Source organism: Allobosea sp. AK1 (assembly GCF_006714945.1).
In the GTDB taxonomy this organism is placed as follows: domain Bacteria; phylum Pseudomonadota; class Alphaproteobacteria; order Rhizobiales; family Beijerinckiaceae; genus Allobosea; species Allobosea robiniae.
In genome coordinates, this window is the sequence record NZ_VFMG01000001.1 from 5,187,651 (window position 1) to 5,209,115 (window position 21,465).

The window sequence follows — 21,465 nt, forward strand, 5'->3', positions numbered from 1 at the left end:
CCGATTTGGGTTTCAAGATGTTCGACAAGATCCTGATCGCCAACCGTGGAGAGATCGCGCTGCGCGTGCTGCGCGCCGCCAAGGAGCTCGGTATCGCGACCGTCGCGGTGCATTCCACCGCCGACGCCAACGCCATGCATGTGCGCCTCGCCGATGAGAGCGTCTGCATCGGCCCGCCGCCGGCCCGCGAGAGCTATCTCAACATCCCCGCCCTGATCGCGGCCTGCGAGATCACCGGCGCCGATGCGGTCCATCCCGGCTACGGCTTCCTCTCGGAGAACGCCCGCTTCGCCGAGATCCTGGAGCAGCACAACATCGCCTTCATCGGTCCCAAGGCCGAGCATATCCGCAGCATGGGCGACAAGATCGAGGCCAAGCGTACCGCCAAGCGCCTCGGCATTCCCTGCGTGCCGGGCTCCGAAGGCGGCGTCGCGGATGACCAGGAAGCCCTGAAGATCATCCGGGAGATCGGCTTCCCGGTGATCATCAAGGCCGCTTCAGGCGGCGGCGGCAAGGGCATGAAGGTCGTCCGCAGCGAGGATGAACTGTCCGTGCTGCTCTCCACCGCCCGCAGCGAAGCCAAGGCCAATTTCGGCGACGACGCCGTCTATATCGAGAAATATCTCGAGAAGCCGCGCCATATCGAGATCCAGGTGCTCGGCGACGGTCGCGGCCATGCGATCCATCTCGGCGAGCGCGACTGCTCGCTGCAGCGGCGCCACCAGAAGGTCTGGGAGGAAGGCCCCTCGCCTGCCCTCAATGCGGGCGAGCGCGACCGCATCGGCGAGGTCTGTGCCAAGGCGATGCGCGAATTGCAGTATCGCGGCGCCGGCACGATCGAGTTCCTCTACGAAGACGGCGAGTTCTACTTCATCGAGATGAACACACGCATCCAGGTCGAGCATCCGGTCACCGAGATGATCACCGGGATCGACCTCGTCAACGAGCAGATCCGCATCGCCGCCGGCGCGCCGCTCTCGCTCAAGCAGTCGGACATCGTCATCGAGGGCCATGCCATCGAATGCCGGGTCAATGCCGAGCATCACGCGACCTTCCGCCCCTCGCCCGGCAAGATCGCCTCGTTCCACACGCCGGGCGGCCTCGGCGTGCGCGTCGATTCCGCCGCCTATCAGGGCTACACGATCCCGCCGCATTACGATTCGCTGGTCGGCAAGCTGATCGTCCACGGCCGCAACCGCGACGAATGCCTGATGCGCCTGCGCCGTTCGCTCGACGAGTTCGTCGTCGACGGCGTCGACACGACGCTGCCGCTGTTCCGCACGCTGGTGCGCAACCCGGACATCCTCAACGGCGACTACAACATCCACTGGCTCGAGAAATTCCTCGCCGCCGGCGGCATGGGCGAGCCGGAAGCCTGAGGCTTCAGGCAGTTCCGAAACGACAAAGCCCCCCGCATCGCGAGGGGCTTTTTTGCATTGCTGTTCCTTCAAACCTGAAGCGCGGGTCATCCCGGGCGGAGCGAAGCGCAGACCCGGGATCCATGCCGGAGCGCTTCCAGGAAAGGTTCAGGCATGGATCCCGGGTCTCCCTACGGTCGCCCGGGATGACAGCGCGTTCCTGGAAAGCGCCAGGCGCTTCAGATCGTCTCCAGCAAGCCCTTGATCAGCGCCTGGCGCGGCGCGATCGACGAGATCAGCCCGTATTCCTGCAGCGTATGCGCGCCATCGCCATCGATGCCGAGCCCGTCCAGGGTGGGCACGCCGAGCGCCGCGGTGAAGTTGCCGTCCGAGCCGCCGCCGGTCATCGGGCAATCCTGCAGGTCGAAGCCGGCGTCAGCGGCAACCTTGCGGGCCAGCGCGAACAGCTCCGCCACCGCGGCCGACTTCTCATAGGGCGGCCGGTTCATGCCGCCGGTGATGCGCAGCGCGACATCGGGATCATGCGGCTTCAGGCTGAGGATGCGATTCTCCATCATCGTGCCGTCGGCGAGCGTGGTGACGCGGCAATCGACGCTGAACCAGGCATGCTGCGGGATGACGTTGGCCGCCGTGCCGCCACCGACCAGCGCGACGCTGGTGGTGATGCCGCGTGCGTAATCGGTCATGCCCTCGACGGCGAGAATCTGGTGCGCCGCCTCGCGGATGGCGCTGCGCCCATCGGCATGGCGCGAGCCGGCATGGGCCGGCCGGCCTTCCAACCTGACGTCGAACCGGCCGACGCCCTTGCGCGCGGTGACGATCTTGCCGCCCTCACGAGCCGGCTCGGTGACGAGCACCGCCTTCGATCCCCGGCCGATCTCCTCGATCAGCCCCCGGCTGGTCGGCGAACCGATCTCCTCGTCGGGCGTGAACAGGAAGACCATCGGCCGCTTGGCCGAGCCGGCAGCCGCGACCTGCTTGAAGGCCTGCAGGGCGAGCCAGGCGCCGCCCTTCATGTCGTAGACGCCGGGACCGTAGAGCCGGTCGCCATCGACCCTGACGGGCAGTTCCTTGGCGCTGGTCCCCACCGGATGCACCGTGTCGAGATGCGACATCACCGCGACGGCGGGCTGGCCGTTGTCGAGCCCGGCGCGCAGCACGACCATATCGCCGAGGCCGTCGCGGCCGGGAATGCGCTCGACCGCGATCGGCAGCCCCGCAACATCTTTCTGGACAAGGTCCATCATGCCGTTCACGCCGGCTGGATGGCTGGTGGGACTTTCGAGCGCGACCCAGACGGAGAGCGCGGCGGCGGAATCTTGCTGTTTCATGGGGCGATGTTCACCGAAGAAGCCCTTGCCACGCAAGGCGGTTCGCATGCGTCTTGCGCAGGCCGGAAACGCAAGCCGGGGTAGCGAGCGGGCGGACGAGGTCGCAGCGGGAGGCGCAAGCCTCTCCACCTGGCCCCGTCGGCCGATGACCGGAGGTCCCCAATGGAAGCCCTGCGATGGCCTCTCGCTGCCCGCAACCGAAAACCCGCGAATTCTCCCGAGGCGGACACGTGAAGCCCTTTTCCGGTGATCGTTTCGCAGAGACGATGAATTCTGCTCTTGCCAAGCCGGATCGCATTGATTAGACCCCGGCTCACCAACGCGGCGCGGCCCAAAGCGCCCTGTCGTTGGGGGATCGTCTAACGGTAGGACCCCAGACTCTGACTCTGGTTGTCTAGGTTCGAATCCTAGTCCCCCAGCCACTCGCGTGGCTCGGCCAAGCCGAAATCACCATTTGCAAGCGGGTCAACAGGCGCGTTTCGGCGTGCCTCGATCACCGTTCGTAGGGCGCTTCCCTTCCGGTCATGAAACCGTCGCCGCGGCGCCCTCCAGGAACACGTCGAGGCAAAGCCGTGCGTGACGGGCGCGCTCCTCGACCGTCAGCAGCCGGTCGCCGGGAAAGCGCTTGATCAGCACGGAGAAGATCATGTCCATCAGCATCCGGGCCAGCGCATCGGCCGGAAAGGCGCGAAGCCTGCCCTTCGCCTGCTGACCCGCGAGCCAGTCCTCCAGAAGCCGCAGGGCCGGTTCGGAGCCCTCCTGCACGATCATCTCCCCGATCTCGCTGAAACGGTCGGAATCGGCAAGGACGAGCCTGACGAAGGCCAGCCGCTCGCGATTGTCGATCTCGTCGATATCGAGCCGGAAGATCGCAGCCAGCGCATCCGGCAGCGGCAGGTCCTCGTCGGGATCGCGCGGCAGCGCCAGCATCGAGCGCCGGTGATCGGCCACCATCACGCGGAAGAGGTCGGTCTTGGCCGGAAACAGCCGGTAGAGCGTCCGCTTCGAGACGCCGCAGCGTGCCGCAACCGCATCCATCGTCGTGGCGCCATAGCCGGCATCGAGGAACAGGTCGCGGGCGGATTGCACGATTCGCTGCCGCTCGGCCTCGTCGGAACGCGTCTTCGGGCGTCCGCGCGCCCGGGTCGACGCGGATTTTTCGCTCATTTCGCAGCTTGTCTCGATCATGTCCGTCATCAAGCCGCATTCTTGGGTTTGACAGCGGCGGAAATCAAGAGATAAGAAACCCTTCAGTTTCCAAAAAGAGATCCCGCATGCCGGCCGAGCGCGCTTCTTCCTCTTCCCGCCACGCCTTACCGAGCGCGCTGCTCCTCGCAGCGGTGCTGGCCGCCTGCAATTCCGAGAAGGCGGCGGCACCCCCGCCGCAACCGCAGATCCAGGTCAGCGTCGTCACATTGCATCCGCAGCCCGTGGCGATCACGGCCGAGCTGCCCGGTCGCGTCTCCGCCAGCCTGATCGCCGAGATCCGGCCGCAGGTGAACGGCATCATCAAGTCGCGGCTTTTCCGCGAGGGCAGCGAGGTCAAGACCGGCGACGTGCTCTACGAGATCGACCCCTCCCCCTATCAGGCCGCTCTCGACAGCGCCGTCGCCGCCCAGCACAAGGCCGAGGCCGCCGTCGCCAATGCGCAGGTGCGGGCCGATCGCTATCGCGAATTGCTCCAGCGCAACGCCGGCAGCAAGCAGGACGCCGACGACGCCGCGGCGACGCTAGGCCAGGCCCAGGCCGATGTCGCGGCCGCCAAAGCCAATGTCGAGGCCGCCCGGATCAACCTCGCCTATACCAAGGTGACGGCGCCGATCGACGGGCGCATCGACAAGTCGGCACTGACCCAGGGCGCGCTGGTCACCGCCAACCAGGCGGCGGTGTTGACCACGATCCGCAAGCTCGACCCGATCAATGTCGACGTCACCCAGTCGAGCACCAACCTGCTGAAATTCCGCAGCGACATCGCCTCGGGACGCTTGAAATTCACCGGCCCGAATGTCGCGGTGAAACTCAAGCTCGATACCGGCGACGCCTATGCGCAATCCGGCAAGCTCGAATTCGCCGAGGCGAACATCAACGAGACCACCGGCACCTTCAGCGTCCGCGCCGAGTTCCCCAATCCGGAGCGGCTGCTGCTGCCCGGCATGTTCGTGCGGGCGGAAATCCAGGAAGGTATCGCCGAGAACAATTTCCTGCTGCCGCAGCGCGCCGTCGGGCGCAACACCAAGGGCGAGGCGACCGCGAAATTCGTCTCGGCCGAAGGCAAGGTCGAGGAACGCGTGCTGGTGACCCGCCGCAATATCGGCAACAACTGGCTGGTCGACAGCGGCGTCAAGGACGGCGAACGCATCATCGTCGAGGGCGGCCAGCTCGTGCGGCCGGGGCAGACCGTGACGGCGAACGAGGTCAGCGTCGACGAGGCCACCGGCGAGCTCAAATCAGCCAATCGCCGGGCCGAACTGCCGGCCGGCAACACGGCGAAGAACTGACCCCATGTCGCGCTTCTTCATTGAACGGCCGATCTTCGCCTGGGTCGTCGCCATCGTCATCATGCTGGCGGGCCTGCTCGCCCTGCGTACCCTGCCGATCTCGCAATATCCGCAGATCGCGCCGACGACCGTCCAGATCAGCGCCAACTATCCCGGCGCCGACGCGCAGACCGTCGAGAACTCGGTGACCAAGGTCATCGAGCAGGGCATGACCGGCCTCGACAACCTGCAATACATGACGGCGACGTCGACCTCGACCGGCAACGCCCAGATCACCCTGACCTTCAACAGCCAGGCCGATCCCGACGTCGCGCAGATGCAGGTGCAGAACAAGCTGCAGCTCGTCACCCGGCAATTGCCCTCGGTGGTGCAGAGCACCGGCATCTCGGTCGCCAAGGCCTCCACCGGCTTCCTGATGGTCGTCGCCTTCGTCTCGAAGGACGGGCGGATGTCGACGACGGATCTCGCCGACTATGTCGACTCGACCCTCAACGACACGCTGAAGCGCGTCGAGGGCGTCGGCACGACCCAGCTTTTCGGCGCCGGCTACGCCATGCGCATCTGGCTCGACCCGGACAAGCTGCGCAAATACGCGCTGATGCCCGCCGACATCGCCGCGGCAATCGAGGCGCAGAACACGCAAGTGTCGGCCGGCCAGCTCGGCGGCCTGCCCCAGGTCAGCGGCCAGCAGCTCAACGCTACCGTGACCGCACTGTCGCGGCTCCAGACGGTCTCGCAATTCGAGAACATCATCCTCAAGAGCGGCGCTTCCGGCTCGATTGTCCGGCTGAACGACGTCGCCCGCGTCGAGCTCGGCGCCAAGAGCTACGACACCGTCTCGCGCTATAACGGCCAGCCGACGACCGGCCTCGCCATCAGCCTCGCGACCGGCGCCAATGCGATCGACACCGCCAAGGCGGTGACCGCGACGATCGAGCGCCTGAAGCAGACCCTGCCGGAAGGCGTCGAGGTCACCTACCCCTACGACACCACGCCCTTCGTGACGCTCTCGATCGAGAAGGTCGTGCACACGCTGTTCGAGGCGATCATCCTCGTCTTCATCGTGATGTACGTCTTCCTGCAGAACCTGCGCGCGACCTTCATCCCGATGCTGGCGGTGCCGGTCGTGCTGCTCGGCACCTTCGGCGTGCTGGCGCTCGCCGGCTATTCGATCAACACGCTGACGATGTTCGCGATGGTGCTCGCCATCGGCCTGCTCGTCGACGACGCCATCGTCGTGGTCGAGAATGTCGAGCGCGTGATGCAGGAGGAGAAGCTCTCGCCCAAGGAAGCGACGATCAAGTCGATGGGCGAGATCACCGGTGCGCTGGTCGGCATCGCCACCGTGCTCTCGGCCGTGTTCGTGCCGATGGCCTTCTTCGGCGGTTCGGTCGGCGTGATCTACCGGCAGTTCTCGGTGACGATCGTGACCGCGATGGCGCTCTCGGTCGTCGTCGCTCTGGTGCTGACGCCTGCGCTGTGCGCCACCCTGCTCAAGCCGGTCGGCGATCATGGCCCGCGCAAGGGCTTCTTCGGCTGGTTCAATCGCAATTTCGAGCGCACCACCAACGGCTACCGCTCCGGCGTCGCCGGGATGATCGGGCGGCCGCTGCGCTTCCTGCTCCTCTTCCTGGTGATCACCGGCGGCATGGTCTGGCTCTTCGCCCGCATGCCCTCCTCCTTCCTGCCCGACGAGGACCAGGGCATCCTGCTGACCAGCGTGCAGTTGCCCGTCGGCGCCACGCAGGACCGGACGCTGCGCGTGCTCGACGAGGTCCAGAAGCATTATCTCGAAAAGGAGAAGGACCTCGTCGAGGGCGTGCTCACCGTCGCGGGCTTCGGCTTCGGCGGCCAGGGCCAGAATGTCGGCCTCGCCTTCGTGCGCCTGAAACCCTTCGCCGAGCGCGTCGGCAAGCAGGCGACGGCCCAGGCCATAGCCGGCCGCGCCATGGGTGCGTTCCGCTCGATCAAGGACGGCACGGTCTACGCACTGGCTCCGCCGGCGATCCAGGGCTTCGGCAACACCGCAGGCTTCGATTTCTACCTGCAAGATATCGCCGGCGCCGGCCATTCCCGCCTGATGGAGGTCCGCAACCAGTTGCTCGGCCTCGCGGCGCAGAGCAAGCAGCTCACCGGCACTCGCCCGAACGGGCAGGAGGATACGCCGCAATACGCGGTCGAGATCGACCAGGAGAAGGCGAGCGCGCTGACCCTGCCGCTCGCCGCCATCAACAACACCCTGTCGACGGCCTGGGGCTCGGCCTATGTCAACGACTTCATCGACCGTGGCCGGGTGAAGTCGGTCTATGTCCAGGCGGATGCCCCCTTCCGCATGCAGCCCGGCGATATCGGGCGGTGGTATGTGCGCAACCAGGGCGGCGAGATGGTGCCGTTCTCGGCCTTCTCCAGCGGGCGCTGGGACTACGGCTCGCCACGGCTGGAGCGCTATAACGGCTCCGCCGCCGTCCAGATGCAGGGCGCCGCCGCAGCTGGCGTCAGCTCCGGCGCGGCGATGGACGAGATCGACCGCCTGATGACGCAACTGCCGAACGGCTTCAGCCATGAATGGACCGGGCTGTCCTTCCAGGAACGCCTTTCGGGCAGCCAGGCCGTGGCGCTCTACGCCCTCTCGATGCTGGTCGTGTTCCTCTGCCTCGCCGCGCTCTACGAAAGCTGGTCGGTTCCCTTCGCCGTCATGCTGTCGGTCCCGATCGGCATCTTCGGTGCCCTGCTCGCGGCGACGCTCTTCGGCCAGACCAACGACGTCTATTTCAAGGTCGGCCTGCTGACGACGATCGGCCTGGCAGCCAAGAACGCGATCCTCATCGTCGAGTTCGCGATCGAACAGGAAGCCAAGGGCAAGGGCCTCGTCGAGGCGACGCTGGAGGCGGCCCGCCAGCGCCTGCGGCCGATCCTGATGACCTCGCTCGCCTTCGTGCTCGGCGTGACGCCTTTGGCAGTCGCCACGGGCGCTGGCTCGGGCAGCCAGAACGCGATCGGCATCGGCGTGATGGGCGGCATGATCGCCGCGACCGTCCTTGGCGTGTTCTTCGTGCCGCTGCTCTATGTCGGCGTCGTGCGCCTTGTCCGGCGCTGGCGCCGCACGGAGCCCGCGGCAGTGACCACCGCCGAATGAATGACCGGGCGCGGCCGGCAACGGCTGCGCCCTTCCGAGGAAGCTGCTGAAGGCATTCCGCAATTCTCCGAATCGCGGAATACCTCCAGCTCTCTATCCTGCCGCATTTTCTTCACGCGAACCGGTGTCCACTTCGCTCGAAAATGCTCTAGACTGACGCGATGACTGAATTCCCCCACATCATTCGCTCGCCTCTGTCGCAGTCCTTCACCCATGACGGCCTGACCGTGCGGGTGGAAATCTACAAGATCGAGGGCACCGACGGCTGGACCCTCGAACTCATCGACGAAGATGGCGGTTCGACCGTCTGGCAGGACGCTTTCGCCACCGATGCCGACGCCTTCGCCGAGTTCACCGATGGTGTCGAGCAGCTCGGCCTCGACCGGCTGATCAATCCCGACGACGACGACCTCGCCACCGTGCACTGAACGGGGCGCCGCCTCACCATGCGCTATACCGACGAACTCGATGCGCTCCGGACCGCCCGCGACGCGCTGCGCCTCCGGATCGCGGAGCGCCTTGCTCTGGAAGCTGGCGCACCTGTCGAAGGCGCGTCGCTGGAAGCCTGGCTGACGGCCGCCGACGAAGCGATCGAGACCTGGGAGAGCGAGGGCGAGGAGGCGCAGGATTCCCGCGCCTTCCGCCCGATCGGCCCATTGCAGGACCTGCTGGCGGACCATGCCGCGCTCGCCGAGCGGATCGCCGAGACGCTCGACCGGCGCCTGTCCTAGCTCAGCCCTAGCATCCGCCGCGCCAGCCCCGGATCGCCGCCGCCGGCGAAATCGTCGAAGGCGGTCTCCGTCACGCGGATGATATGCTCGGCGATGAAGCGGGCGCCCTCGCGCGCGCCGTCCTCGGGATGCTTCAGCGCGCACTCCCATTCGAGCACGGCCCAGCCCTCGAAGCTGTATTGCGCGAGCTTGGAGAAGATCGCCTTGAAATCGACCTGCCCGTCGCCGAGCGAGCGGAAGCGCCCGGCCCGGCCGATCCAGGGCGAGAAGCCGGAATAGACACCCTGCCGGCCATCCGGCCGGAACTCCGCATCCTTCACATGGAAGGCGCTGATGCGCTCGTGGTAGATGTCGATGAAGGCGAGATAATCGAGCTGCTGCAGCAGGAAATGCGAGGGATCGTAATTGATCCGGCAGCGCTTGTGCCCGCCGAGCCGGTCGAGGAAGAGTTCGAAGGTGGCGCCGTCGAAGACGTCCTCGCCGGGATGGATCTCGAAGCCGACATCCACGCCCTGCTCCTCATAGGCATCGAGGATGGGCCGCCAGCGCCGCGCCAATTCGCCGAAGGCTTCCTCGACGAGCCCCGCCGGGCGCTGCGGCCAGGGATAGAGGAAGGGCCAGGCGAGCGCGCCGGTGAAGCTGACAGAGCCGGACTGCCCGAGCCGGCGCGAGGCTTTCGCCGCGAGCTTCATCTGCTCCACCGCCCAGGCCTGCCTCTCCTTCGGCTTGCCGCGCAGTTCCACGGGCGCGAAGACGTCGAAGGCGGCGTCATAGGCTGGATGAACCGCGACGAGTTGGCCCTGGATATGCGTCGAAAGCTCGGTGATCGCGACGCCGTTCTCGCGCGCCACACCGGCGATCTCGTCGCAATAGTCCTGAGACGCAGCCGCCTTCTCCAGATCGAAGAACCGCTTGTCGCCGCTGGGCAATTGCACGCCGCGATAGCCGAGCCCGGCGGCCCAGGCCGTGATGCCGGTCCAGCTGTCGAACGGCGCCTTGTCGCCGGCGAACTGGGCAAGAAAGATCGCGGGGCCCTGCATCGTCGCCGGCATCGTCTGCTCCTTCATCATTGGGCGCAGCTTCGCCAAGGATCGACCGCACGTCCAGATCACGCTCGCGCGATCTCCGTCTCACCTTCAATTTAACTTCCGCCTGAATTAGGTTGAAGTTCGGTCTTGAGCTGTTTCGAGACCATCCCATAGCCTGCATCGCAACGGCCACCACAAGGCCGAGCGGGAAACGACAGGAGGCTGCGATCGCCCTGCCCTGGCACAGGCTGAGCCCGGATGAGCTCGCGCTGCTCGAGGCCACCTTCTGGTCCGGGGGCGCCGCCCGCCATGCGCTCGCCGACAGCCTGCAGTTCTCGCGCAGCAAGACCAATGCGATCGCCGCCGGGCTGATCGAGGAAGGCCTGCTCGACGAGGCCGGCGTGCAGCATTCCACCGGCGGCCGGCGGCCCGAGACCCTCTGCGTCCATCGCCGCATCGGCGTGCTCGTCGGCATCGACATCGGCGCGACCAGCCTCGATATCGCGCTGCTCCGCCCCGATCTCGGCATCATCGCCCGCCACGCGCAGGAAGCCGATGTCCAGGCCGGCCCCGGCCCGATCATGGCCCGCCTGCGCACCCTCCTGCCGGCGATGCTCGCCCAGAATAGCATCGCGCCGGATCGCGTGCTCGCCGTCGGCATCGGCGTGCCCGGCCCGGTCAATTTCGCCGCCGGCCAGCTCGTCAATCCGCCGCTGATGCCGGGCTGGGACAGCTACGCCATCCGCGAGGACCTGCGCGAGATCACCGACGCGCCGATCTTCGTCGACAACGACGTGAACCTGATGGCGCTCGGCGTGCTCTGGCGCCAGCGCAAGCAGATCGAGAACTTCCTCGTCATCAAGGTCGGCACCGGTATCGGCTGCGGCATCGTCTGCCATGGCGAGCTCTATCGCGGCTCGAACGGCTCGGCCGGCGATATCGGCCATATCTGCGCCGATCCCGAAGGCCCGCTCTGCCGCTGCGGCAATCGCGGCTGCGTCGAGGCCATGGCCGCCGCACCCGCCATCGTCGCGATGGGACTGGAAGCAGCCCAAGCCGGCCGCAGCCCCGCTTTGGCAGACCGCCTCGTCACGAAAGGCCAGCTCGAAGCGGCCGATATCGGCGCCGCCAGCCGGGCCGGCGATGCCGAGGCCGACGCGATCGTGCGCCGCTCCGGCCGTCTGATCGGCCAGGTGCTGGCCGCGCTCGTCAATTTCTACAACCCGTCGCATATCTTCATCGGCGGCGGCGTCTCGGCGATCGGCCCGATGTTCCTCGCCGCGATCCGCCAGAGCGTGAACCAGCGCTCGCTCGCCCTTTCGACGCGCCATCTCGAGATCACCTCCGCCCCGCTCGGCCCTGAGACCGGGCTGATCGGCGCCGGCGTGCTCGCTATGCGCGAGGCGCTCCGTGCGGGAGGCCCGGCATGAGCGCTACCGCAGGCCTCGCTGTCGGTTTCGACGGCATCGTCAAGCGTTTCGGCCCGGTCGAGGTGCTGCATGGCGTCTCCTTCGATCTCGAGCCTGGCAAGGTCTACGGGCTGCTCGGCGAGAACGGCGCCGGCAAGTCGACACTGATGAAGATCCTCGCCGGCTACGAGCAGCCGAGCGAGGGGCTCGTCCTGATCGACGGCGAGCCAGCAGCCTTCGCCGGTTCGCGCGAAGCCGAGGCGAAAGGCATCGTCCTGATCCATCAGGAATTTAACCTGGCCGATGACCTGACGATCGCCGGCAACATCTTCCTTGGGCATGAGCGCCGCAAGGGCTGGCTGCTCGACGAAGAAGCGATGCGCAGCGGGGCACAGGCCGCCCTTGATCAGGTCGGGCTGGCGCGAGCCCCCGATACGCCGGTGCGGCGCCTGATCGTCGCCGAGAAGCAGCTCGTCGAGATCGCCAAGGCTTTGTCGCGCAAAGCCCGCCTGCTGATCATGGACGAACCGACCGCCACGCTGACGCCGTCGGAGGCCGGAAAGCTCTTCGCCTTGATCGAGCGGATGCGGGCCGAGGGCATCACCGTCATCTACATCTCGCACAAGCTCGACGAGGTCGAACGCATCACCGACGAGGTCATCGTCATGCGCGACGGCCGCTTCGTCGGCCGCGCCCCGACCGCCTCGCTCACCCGCCACGCCATGGCGACGATGATGGTCGGGCGCGAGATCGCCGATCTCTTTCCCGAGAAGATCGCGGCCGATTCCGCGCTGCCGCCGGCTCTGGCGGTCGAGAATTTTTCTGTGCCGGGCTGGGCCAGCGACATCTCGTTTACCGTGCGGCCGGGCGAAATCCTCGGCTTTGCCGGTCTGGTCGGCGCCGGGCGCACGGAGCTGTTCGAAGGCATACTCGGTCTGAGGCCGGGCAGCGGCACGATCAGGCGCGACGGCAAGCTGATCCAGCTCCGTTCGCCGCGCGACGCCACCCGTCACGGGCTCGCCTATCTGAGCGAAGACCGCAAGGGCAAGGGCCTGCATATCGACTTCCCGTTGCGGCCCAACCTCACGCTGATGGCGCTGGAACGCTACGCGAAACCACTGCTCGACCACGAGGCCGAACAGCGAGCGCTGGAAGCCGCCATCGGCGAATTCGGCATCCGCGCCGGTTCGCTCGGCATGAAGGCCGCCTCGCTCTCGGGCGGCAACCAGCAGAAGCTGGCGCTCGCCAAGGTGCTGCATCCCGAACCGCGCGTACTGATCCTCGACGAGCCGACGCGCGGCGTCGATGTCGGCGCCAAGCGCGAGATCTATTTCCTGATCCAGAAGCTCGCGGCCCAGGGCCTTGCCCTCATCGTCATCTCCTCGGAGCTGATCGAACTGATCGGCCTCGCCCATCGCGTCGCGGTGATGCGCGAGGGCCGGCTGGTCGCAACGGTCGAGGGCGACGAGATGACCGAAGCGACGATGATCGCCCATGCCACAGGGACCCGCCATGTCGCAGCCTGACACCGCAGAGCGAGCCGAGGCCCGCGCCCGCGAGGCGACCGTCCCGCTCGGCGACCGCATCGCCGCTTTCGGGCCGATCATCGGCCTCGTGCTGCTCTGTGCGGCTGGCGCCACGTTGAACAGCGATTTCGCCACGCTCGACAACGCGCTGAACGTGCTCACCCGCACCGCCTTCATCGGCATCATCGCGGTCGGCATGTGCTTCGTCATCATCCTCGGCGGCATCGACCTCTCGGTCGGCTCGATGGCGGCGCTGATCGCCGGCTGCGTCATCCTCTTCATCAATTGGGCGGCCGGTGCCTTCGGCTCACCGCTGATGGCGGTGATCGGTGGGGCTGCGCTTGCAGTCGTGCTCGGCGGCATCTTCGGGCTGCTGCACGGCATCCTGATCGCAAAGGGGCGGATCGAACCCTTCATCGTCACCTTAGGAACGCTCGGCATCTACCGGGCATACCTCACCTATTTCGCCGATGGCGGCGCGCTGACACTCGACAACGCTTTGGCCGATCTCTACGCGCCGGTCTATTATGGCAGCTTCCTCGGCGTGCCGATCCCGGTCTGGGTCTTCCTGCTGGTCGCGCTGCTCGGTGCGCTCATCCTGAACCGCACGATCTTCGGCCGGCATGTCCAGGCGATCGGCTCGAACGAGACCGTGGCCCGCTACGCAGCCGTCGATGTCGAGCGCGTCAAGATCCTCACCTACATGCTGCTTGGCCTCTGCGTCGGCGTCGCCACGCTGCTCTATGTGCCGCGCCTGGGCTCGGCCTCGCCGACGACCGGCCTGCTCTGGGAGCTTGAGGCCATCGCCGCGGTCATCGTCGGCGGCGCGGCGCTCAAGGGCGGCCATGGCAGCATCACCGGCACGGTCATTGGCGCGATCCTGCTGTCGGTGATCAGCAACATCCTCAACCTGACGAGCCTGATCAGCGTTTATCTCAACGCCGCCGTGCAGGGCTTCGTCATCATCACCGTCGCGTTTTTGCAGAAAGGCCGCCGCTGAAGGCGGTCAACCAGGGAGAGAAGCGATGTCCACGCAGACCAGACGCAGCCTCATGCTCGCCACCGCCGCGGGCCTCGCCTTCGCCGCGACGAGCGCGGCAGCCGAGCCCGTCAATCTCGGCGTTTCCATTCCCGCCGCGACGCACAGCTTCATGGGCGGGATCAACTACTGGGCGAACCAGGCGAAGAAGGATCTCGAGGCCAAGCACAAGGACCTCAAGATCACCATCCGCACCGCCGCCAACGCCGTCGAGCAGGCCAACCAGCTCCAGGACCTGAGCACGGTCACCAAGATCAACGCGCTCGTCGTCTTCCCCTTCGAATCGGCGGCGCTGACCCGGCCGGTCGCCAATGTGAAGGCCAAGGGCGCCTATGTGACGGTGGTCGACCGCGGCCTGACCGACACCTCGGCGCAGGATGCCTATGTCGCCGGCGACAACACCGCCTTCGGCAGGATTCCGGCCGAGTACATCGCCAAGACGCTCGGCGGCAAAGGCAATGTCGTGGCGCTCCGCGGCATCCCGACCACGCTCGACAACGAGCGCATGGACGCCTTCAACGCCGTGCTGAAGGGCCATCCCGACATCAAGCTGCTCGACGCCAAATACGCCAACTGGAACCGCGACGACGCCTACAAGGTCACGCAGGATTTCCTCACCCGCTTCAAGGATATCGACGCCTTCTGGGCGGCCGATGACGACATGGCCTTCGGCGCGATCCGCGCCATCGACCAGGCCGGGCGCAAGGACATCAAGGTGATCTTCGGCGGCGCCGGGGCCAAGGACATGGTCAAGATCATCCTCGACGGCAAGGATCCGCGCATCCAGGCCAATGTCAGCTACTCCCCGAAATTCATCTATGAATCGATCAAGTTGACGGCGGAAGCTCGCCTGAAAGGCGAGAAGCTGCCAGCGACCACGATCATCCCCTCGGTGCTGATCGACAAGAGCAACGCCAAGGAGTTCTACCACCCCGACTCGCCGTTCTGAGCGGCAGCACCCTCCGGCCGCCGCTCTGGCGGCGGCCGCATCTCCAAGAACATCAGGTCACGCGATGAACGACGAACCCGCGCCAAGGCTGCGTTATGCCATGATCGGCGGCGGCCGCGATGCCTTCATCGGCGCCGTGCACCGCCATGCCATCGCGCTCGACGGGCAGGCGGAGCTGGCTGCGGGCGCCCTTTCCTCGACGCCCGAGCGCGCCCGTGAATCCGGCCGCGCGCTGGGCATCGCCGATGCGCATAACCACGCAAGCTGGCAGGCCCTGCTCGAAGCCGAGCTCGCCCGCCCCGCAACCGAGCGCATCGATCTCGTCGTCGTCGTCACGCCGACCGACACGCATTTCCCGATCGCGCAGGCCTTTGCGGAAGCCGGCTTCCACGTCGTCTCCGACAAGCCACTGACCCATACCAGCCAGCAGGCTGGGACGCTGGTCGAGACGGTCGCCAGCCAGGGCACCATCTTCGGGGTCACCTACAACTACACCGGCTATCCGATGATCCGGCAGGCACGCGAGATGGTGCGCTCGGGCGCGCTGGGCCGCATCCGCAAGGTCGTGGTCGAGTACAATCAGGGCTGGCTCGCGACCGCGCTTGAGGCGACCGGCAACAAGCAGGCGAGCTGGCGCACCGACCCGGCCCGCAGCGGCATCGCGGGAGCGCTCGGCGATATCGGCTCCCACGCCGAGAACCTCGTCTCGTCTGTGACCGGGCTGCAGATCGAGGAACTGGTCGCCGATCTCGGCGCGCTCGTGCCCGGCCGTGCGCTCGATGACGATGCCAGCATGCTGCTGCGCTTCAAGGGTGGCGCGCGCGGCGTCCTCGTCGCCTCGCAGATCAATGCCGGGCTGGAGAACGATCTGCGCCTGCGCGTCTCCGGCGAGAACGGCACGCTGGAATGGCGGCAGGAGGAGCCGAACCGGCTCGTCCATCACCGCCGCGAGGGGCCGACCGAGATCTTCACGCGCGCCTCGCCCTGGCTCTGCGAAGCCGCCCGCCGCGCCGGGCGCATTCCGGCTGGCCACCCCGAAGGCTTCATCGAGGCCTTCGCCAACATCTATCGCGGCGTCTTCGCCGATATCCGCGCCCGCAAGGCCGGCATGAAGGCCGACCCGCTCGACGCGGACTATCCGAAGGTCGGCGACGGCGCGCGCGGCGTGCGCTTCATCGAATGCGCCGTGGCGTCCTCGGCTGAGCGGCGCTGGCTGCCCTTCTCAGGTTGAACTCAACGTCCGCCTGACGCTGTCGCGCCAGCCGGCGACCTTGCGCTTGCGCTCGCTGGCGGCCATGGCCGGCGAGAAGCGCCGTTCCAGCCGCCACATATCGGCGAATCGATCGGGCTCCGGCAGCAGGCCGGCATCGAGCCCGGCGAGATAGGCCGCGCCGAGCGCCGTCGTCTCCAGCACATTCGGCCTGTCGACCGGCAGGTCGAGGATGTCGGCGAGCCGCTGCATCGTCCAGTCTGAGGCGACCATGCCGCCGTCGACCCGCAACACCGACTGCTTGCCCGCGCCGGCGTCCGGCCAGTCGGCCCGCATCGCCTCGACAAGGTCGAGCGTCTGATAGCAGACGCTTTCCAGCGCGGCGCGCGCAAACTCGCGCGGCCCGGAATTGCGGGTCAGTCCGAATAGCGCTCCGCGCGCATGCGCGTCCCAATGCGGAGCGCCCAAGCCCACGAAGGCCGGCACCAGATAGACGTCCTGCTCGGGATCGGCGGCCTCTGCCAACGGCCCGGTCTCGCTCGCCCTTTCGATGATGCCGAGCCCGTCGCGCAGCCATTGCACGGCCGCGCCGGCGATGAAGATCGAGCCTTCCAGCGCATAGGTCCGCTGGCCGTCGAGTTGGTAGGCGACGGTGCTGAGCAGGCGATGTTTCGAGCGCACCGGCGTGTCGCCCGTGTTGAGCAGGGCGAAACAGCCAGTGCCGTAGGTCGATTTCACCATACCGGGCGAGAAACAGGCCTGCCCGATCGTCGCCGCCTGCTGGTCGCCAGCAATGCCGCGCACAGCGATCGGCGCCCCGAAAAGCTCCGGCGCGGTATCGCCGAAATGCGCGGCGCAGTCGCGCACTTCAGGCAGCAGCGCTGCCGGGATGCCGAACAGGTCGAGCAAGTCGGAATCCCAGATGCCGCGGCCGATATCGAACAGCATGGTGCGGGCGGCATTGGTGGCGTCCGTCGCATGCACGGCCCCGCCGGTCAGCCGCCAGAGCAGGAAGCAGTCGACCGTGCCGAAGGCGAGCTCGCCCGCTTCCGCACGGCGCCGGGCTCCCGGAACGTTATCGAGCAGCCAGGCGATCTTGGTGGCGGAGAAATAGGGATCGATGCGCAGGCCGGTCCGCTCCGCGACAAGCTCTTCATGACCGGCAGCGACGAGCGCCGCGCAGGCCTGCGCCGTGCGCCGGTCCTGCCAGACGATGGCGCGGTGTATGGCCCGGCCCGTCCGGCGGTCCCAGATCAGCGTCGTCTCGCGCTGGTTGGTGATGCCGATGCCAGCGATATCCGAAGCGCTCGCGCCGCCCTTGGCAAGGGCCTCGCGTGCCGTGGCCAGCACGCTCTCCCAGATATCCTCCGGCTCGTGCTCGACCCAGCCCGAGGCCGGGAAATGCTGCGGGAACTCGCGCTGGGCGCTGGCCACCACGCCGAGCGACGCATCGAACAGGATCGCCCGCGAGGAGGTCGTGCCCTGGTCGATGGCGAGGATATGTCTGGCGGCCATGTCGGTTCCCTGCCCTGTCTTGCATCAAGCCGGCGGAGACTGGCCGATCAGCCGGTTCCCGCGCAAGCGGTCCGGTGTCCGGCAAGTCTCCCAGCGGGCAAGGTTCTGCTTGGCATGTCGTCTGCCCTGTAGTTAGCTTGATCACGAAGCAGGGCCGCGCCGTGTTGCGGCCCCTGTCCGTGCTCCAGGGCATAGGACAGGTTGAGGGATTGGGATCGGTGGCGGTCGAGGACCGGCAACAACGGGACGTCACGTCAGTGGCGCCTCCGCAAAGAAGCAACGCCGATCCGCAGCGGGCCGGTGCGGTTCCGTCTGTCACGCCGTTCAGGAGCTTCGAGCAGCCCTCTGCCCCGCGTCCACCATCCGCGACCTATGCGGCGCTCGATCTCGGCACCAATAATTGCCGCCTGCTGATCGCCCGGCCGGCGCAGCACGGCTTCCGCGTCGTCGATGCCTTCTCCCGCATCGTGCGCCTCGGCGAGGGCCTGGCCGCGAGCAGCCGCCTCGCCGATGCCGCGATGGACCGCGCCGTCGAGGCGCTGAAGATTTGCCGCGGCAAGATGGCGAATCGCGGCGTCACCCGCGCCCGGCTCGTCACCACCGAAGCCTGCCGCGCCGCCACCAACGGGCTCGAGTTCATCCGCCGCGTCGCGGCGGAGGCGGAACTGGCACTGGAGGTCATCGACCAGCGCACGGAAGCCGCGCTCGCCGTCTCCGGCTGCGCTGCTCTGACCGATCCGGCCGCCGAGAGCGTCATCGTCTTCGACATCGGTGGTGGCTCGACCGAGATCGTCTGGCTCGGCGGCCGCAGCGAGGCGCGCGATCCCGCCGCCCGCATCCGCGAATGGGCCTCGCTTCCGATCGGCGTCGTCACGGTCGCCGAGCGCTATGGCGGCATCGAGGTCAGCCGCGAGTTGTTCGAACGGATGGTCGAGGATTGCGCGCAGGCGCTGGCGCCCTTCGCGAAGAAGGCGGCCGGGGCCAAGGACGCCCGCAGCTTCCACCTGCTCGGCACCTCCGGCACGGTCACGACGGTCGCCGGCATCCATCTCGACCTGCCGCGCTATGACCGGCGCGAGGTCGACGGGCTGTGGATGCATCAGCGCGACATCCTCACGGTGATCGACCGCCTGATCGAGATGGACTATGCCGCCCGGGCGGCGAATGCCTGCATCGGCCGCGAGCGCGCCGATCTGGTGCTGGCCGGCTGCGCGATCTTCGAGGCGATCCGCCGCGCGTTCCCGAGCGAGCGCGTCCGCATCGCCGATCGCGGCCTGCGCGAGGGCATCCTGCTGCGCATGATGCATGAGGACCGCGCCTGGTGGCGGCGGAAATAGGTTCGACACGATGAGCACCGGAAAATCGGGCGGCAAGACCGGCGGCAAGCCTGCCGGCGCGCGCGACATGCGCGTCAAGGTCAAGAAGGCCGGCAAGCTCAAGCATTCCTCCCAACTCTGGCTCGAGCGCCAGCTCAACGACCCCTACGTCAAGCGGGCCAGGGAGATGGGCTACCGCTCGCGCGCGGCCTTCAAGCTCGAGGAGATGGACGACCGCTACAAGTTCCTGAAATCCGGGCAACGTCTGGTCGACCTCGGCTGCGCGCCGGGCGGCTGGTGCCAGATCGCCGCCAAGCGCATCGGGCTGGAACAGGGCAAGGGCTATATCGTCGGCATCGACCTGCTCGCCGTCGACCCGATTCCCGGCGTCGACCTGATCCAGATGGATTTCATGGCCGAGGAGGCGCCTGCCCTGCTGACGGAGCGCCTCGGCGGCCGTGCCGACGGCGTGATGTCCGACATGGCCGCCAATACCACCGGCCACAAGAAGACCGACCACCTCAAGATCATCGCGCTCGCCGAGGCCGCGATCGAATTCACGCATGACGTGCTGGCGCCGGGCGGCTTCTTCCTCGCAAAACTGTTCCAAGGCGGTGACAGCGCCGAGCTTCTGACCATGCTGAAGCGTGATTTCACGCTGGTGCGCAACGTCAAGCCGGCGGCGAGCCGCGCCGATTCCTCCGAGCTTTACGTGCTGGCGACCGGGTATCGGCGGAAGAATACGGAAGATAGCGGGCGCGACGAAGCCGAATGACGGTCGGCCTGCCGGATTTTGCCGATATCGATGCGTTCGACGACTGGCGCGGCCAAGCGAATGACTGGCTGCCTGCGGCGCTCGATATCGCCGGCGCGGCGGGGTTGCCCGTGGCCGATGTCACCGTCTTCGGTACCGGGACGAACCTGGTCATCGGCCTCGGCCCGACGCTGATCCTGAAGATCTTCCCGCCCCTGCTGCGGAGGCAGTTCCTGGCGGAGCGTGCCTCGCTGGGGCAATTGGCGAACAGGCTGCCGCTGCCGGTCCCCGAGCTCGTGGCCGAAGGCGAGCGCGACGGCTGGCCCTGGCTTGCGATGACGCGGCTCGACGGCGCGCTCGGCGCGGACGTCTGGCCCGGTCTTACCGAAACCGCGAAGGAGCGGATCCTGGCCGAGATCGGCGCGACGATCGCGGCGGTTCAGGCTGTGCCACCCGGTCCGATCGCCGCGCTCGGCCCTGATTGGCCCGCCTTCATCAGCGGCCAGATCGCGCATTGCCGGGCGCGCCAGATCAGGCTCGGCCTGCCCGCTCGCTATCTCGAAGAGCTCGACGAGCTTCTGGCGGCGGCGGCGACCGCCGTTCCCCGCGACATCGACCCGGTTATCCTGACGGGCGAATACATCCCCGAGAATTTCCTGCTGGCAGAGGGTGGCGACGGCTGGCATCTCGCCGGCCTGTTCGACTTCGGCGACGTCTTCGCCGGCCTGGGGGAGTATGATCTGCTCGGTCCCAGCGCCTTCATGACCGAAGGCCGGCCCGGCCGGGTGCGCGCGCTCTTCGCAGGCTACGGTTACGGTCCGGACCGCATCGACGATGCGCTGATCCGGCGGCTGCTGATTCTCACCTTCCTGCACCGCGCCAGCGATCCGGTGGGCAAGATCGCGATCGCCGACTGGCCGACGAAGGCGAAGACTCTGGAGCAGCTCGGCCGGATGATGTGGCCGCGCTGACGTCGACCTGCTGCCGCCGGACAGGAACCTGCCGTCACTCCGGGAAGACATCCCGTGGCAAGTGGCGCGGATCATATGTGCCCGGCGCGTTCCGCGTCACGGAAGCCCAGATCCAGAAGCCGAAGCCGCCGAGGCCGAAGAGCGGCCCAGCCACCTCGAAGAACCCGGCCCTGCCGCTCAGGCCGGTGTAAAGAACCGTCAATCCGGCGCCGCCGAAAATCACGGCGGCGATCAGCGTAACGACGATCAGGAAATGGTGGCGCCCCTCGGGAATGCCGCGCCGGAACGCGATAGCACCATGCCCGCCCGCGACGAGGCGGCGGTGCAGATCCTCGATGAAGGCGATGAAGGTGGTATCGCGCTGCGGATCGTCCACGCCCCAGGGGCTGCTGGAATGGACGAAGAGCGGCCGGCCGGCGCTGAAGGTCAATTCCGCCAGGGCTTCCCACGGCGAACGCGGCCCGCCATTGACTGCCTGCAGGCGCACGCTCGTGAGATTGGCGAAGGGCCGCAAGCCCGATCGACCGTCGAGCTCATAGGCGATGCCGTCCGCGCTGAGCGTCAGTTCGGTTTCGGCCAACTTGAGCCGGGCCGCGCCGTTGCCGACGCAGAGATTGTAGCGCGTCTCGTCCGGGGGAGCGGGCGCTGCTTGCATGCCCTGACCCTGCGGCAA

The 21,465-nt window shown here is 67.3% G+C and carries 18 protein-coding genes and 1 tRNA gene; 14 read left to right on the forward strand and 5 right to left on the reverse strand.

Annotation, left to right across the window (positions count from 1 at the left end):
- Window positions 1-17 precede the first annotated feature (17 nt).
- Window positions 18-1,379 (forward strand): acetyl-CoA carboxylase biotin carboxylase subunit, encoded by a 1,362-nt coding sequence (accC, locus tag FHT98_RS24730; RefSeq protein ID WP_061968307.1) that lies wholly within the window; start codon window positions 18-20, stop codon window positions 1,377-1,379.
- Between the two features lie 218 nt (window positions 1,380-1,597).
- Here the strand turns inward: accC and FHT98_RS24735 are convergent, their stop codons facing one another.
- A complete protein-coding gene (locus FHT98_RS24735; RefSeq protein ID WP_061968305.1) occupies window positions 1,598-2,710 on the reverse strand; it encodes a M20 family metallopeptidase in 1,113 nt (370 codons plus the stop codon).
- Between the two features lie 348 nt (window positions 2,711-3,058).
- Here FHT98_RS24735 and FHT98_RS24740 point away from each other — a divergent pair.
- Window positions 3,059-3,132: transfer RNA gene (locus FHT98_RS24740), tRNA-Gln, on the forward strand.
- Window positions 3,133-3,232: 100 nt separating this feature from the next.
- Here the strand turns inward: FHT98_RS24740 and FHT98_RS24745 are convergent.
- Window positions 3,233-3,877, reverse strand: a complete 645-nt coding sequence (locus tag FHT98_RS24745) for a TetR/AcrR family transcriptional regulator (RefSeq protein WP_248309306.1) — start codon at window positions 3,875-3,877, stop codon at window positions 3,233-3,235.
- Window positions 3,878-3,984: 107 nt separating this feature from the next.
- Between FHT98_RS24745 and FHT98_RS24750 the strand changes: the two genes are divergently transcribed.
- The 4 genes from FHT98_RS24750 to FHT98_RS24765 all read left to right on the forward strand — a co-directional run bounded on the left by FHT98_RS24750 (window position 3,985) and on the right by FHT98_RS24765 (window position 9,075).
- Window positions 3,985-5,208, forward strand: coding sequence for an efflux RND transporter periplasmic adaptor subunit (locus FHT98_RS24750; protein WP_061967737.1), 1,224 nt, complete (start codon window positions 3,985-3,987; stop codon window positions 5,206-5,208).
- A 4-nt stretch (window positions 5,209-5,212) separates the two neighbouring features.
- Complete coding sequence (locus FHT98_RS24755) at window positions 5,213-8,344, forward strand: efflux RND transporter permease subunit (RefSeq protein WP_142115616.1); 3,132 nt, start codon at window positions 5,213-5,215, stop codon at window positions 8,342-8,344.
- Window positions 8,345-8,505: 161 nt separating this feature from the next.
- Window positions 8,506-8,772, forward strand: coding sequence for a hypothetical protein (locus FHT98_RS24760; protein WP_091859585.1), 267 nt, complete (start codon window positions 8,506-8,508; stop codon window positions 8,770-8,772).
- An 18-nt stretch (window positions 8,773-8,790) separates the two neighbouring features.
- A complete protein-coding gene (locus FHT98_RS24765; protein WP_142115617.1) occupies window positions 8,791-9,075 on the forward strand; it encodes a hypothetical protein in 285 nt (94 codons plus the stop codon).
- Here FHT98_RS24765 and FHT98_RS24770 read toward each other — a convergent pair.
- Entirely contained in the window at window positions 9,072-10,127 is a 1,056-nt protein-coding gene (locus FHT98_RS24770) for a sugar phosphate isomerase/epimerase family protein (RefSeq protein ID WP_142115618.1), read from the reverse strand. The genes FHT98_RS24765 and FHT98_RS24770 overlap by 4 nt on opposite strands.
- A gap of 110 nt (window positions 10,128-10,237) precedes the next feature.
- Here FHT98_RS24770 and FHT98_RS24775 point away from each other — a divergent pair, with 110 nt between their 5' ends.
- The 5 genes from FHT98_RS24775 (at window position 10,238) to FHT98_RS24795 (ending at window position 16,257) form a co-directional block, all read left to right on the forward strand.
- The gene (locus FHT98_RS24775; protein ID WP_210244402.1) at window positions 10,238-11,533 is read left to right on the forward strand and encodes an ROK family protein; all 1,296 of its coding nucleotides are present in this window, start codon (window positions 10,238-10,240) and stop codon (window positions 11,531-11,533) included.
- Complete coding sequence (locus FHT98_RS24780; RefSeq protein ID WP_142115619.1) at window positions 11,530-13,038, forward strand: sugar ABC transporter ATP-binding protein; 1,509 nt, start codon at window positions 11,530-11,532, stop codon at window positions 13,036-13,038. Before FHT98_RS24775 ends, FHT98_RS24780 begins: the two co-directional genes overlap by 4 nt.
- On the forward strand, window positions 13,025-14,038 hold the full coding sequence (locus tag FHT98_RS24785) for an ABC transporter permease (RefSeq protein WP_142115620.1): 1,014 nt from the start codon (window positions 13,025-13,027) through the stop codon (window positions 14,036-14,038). Before FHT98_RS24780 ends, FHT98_RS24785 begins: the two co-directional genes overlap by 14 nt.
- A gap of 25 nt (window positions 14,039-14,063) precedes the next feature.
- A complete protein-coding gene (locus tag FHT98_RS24790; protein WP_142115621.1) occupies window positions 14,064-15,026 on the forward strand; it encodes a substrate-binding domain-containing protein in 963 nt (320 codons plus the stop codon).
- A 64-nt stretch (window positions 15,027-15,090) separates the two neighbouring features.
- Window positions 15,091-16,257 (forward strand): Gfo/Idh/MocA family protein, encoded by a 1,167-nt coding sequence (locus FHT98_RS24795; protein ID WP_142115622.1) that lies wholly within the window; start codon window positions 15,091-15,093, stop codon window positions 16,255-16,257.
- On the opposite strand, the gene glpK is transcribed toward FHT98_RS24795, so the two are convergent.
- Entirely contained in the window at window positions 16,249-17,751 is a 1,503-nt protein-coding gene (glpK, locus tag FHT98_RS24800) for a glycerol kinase GlpK (RefSeq protein WP_142115623.1), read from the reverse strand. The genes FHT98_RS24795 and glpK overlap by 9 nt on opposite strands.
- Before the next feature lie 218 nt (window positions 17,752-17,969).
- On the opposite strand from glpK, the gene FHT98_RS24805 reads away from it, so the two are divergent.
- Genes FHT98_RS24805 through FHT98_RS24815 form a run of 3 tightly spaced genes read left to right on the forward strand, consistent with a single transcriptional unit; the run spans window position 17,970 to window position 20,792 of the window.
- A complete protein-coding gene (locus FHT98_RS24805; RefSeq protein WP_413813537.1) occupies window positions 17,970-19,088 on the forward strand; it encodes a Ppx/GppA phosphatase family protein in 1,119 nt (372 codons plus the stop codon).
- Window positions 19,089-19,098: 10 nt separating this feature from the next.
- Window positions 19,099-19,842 carry an RlmE family RNA methyltransferase gene (locus FHT98_RS24810; protein WP_142115624.1) on the forward strand — a complete coding sequence of 248 codons (744 nt, stop codon included), beginning with the start codon at window positions 19,099-19,101 and terminating at the stop codon, window positions 19,840-19,842.
- The gene (locus FHT98_RS24815; RefSeq protein ID WP_142115625.1) at window positions 19,839-20,792 is read left to right on the forward strand and encodes a phosphotransferase family protein; all 954 of its coding nucleotides are present in this window, start codon (window positions 19,839-19,841) and stop codon (window positions 20,790-20,792) included. Before FHT98_RS24810 ends, FHT98_RS24815 begins: the two co-directional genes overlap by 4 nt.
- Window positions 20,793-20,826: 34 nt before the next feature.
- Here the strand turns inward: FHT98_RS24815 and FHT98_RS24820 are convergent, their stop codons facing one another.
- Entirely contained in the window at window positions 20,827-21,447 is a 621-nt protein-coding gene (locus FHT98_RS24820; RefSeq protein ID WP_142115626.1) for a hypothetical protein, read from the reverse strand.
- Between the last annotated feature and the right edge of the window lie 18 nt (window positions 21,448-21,465).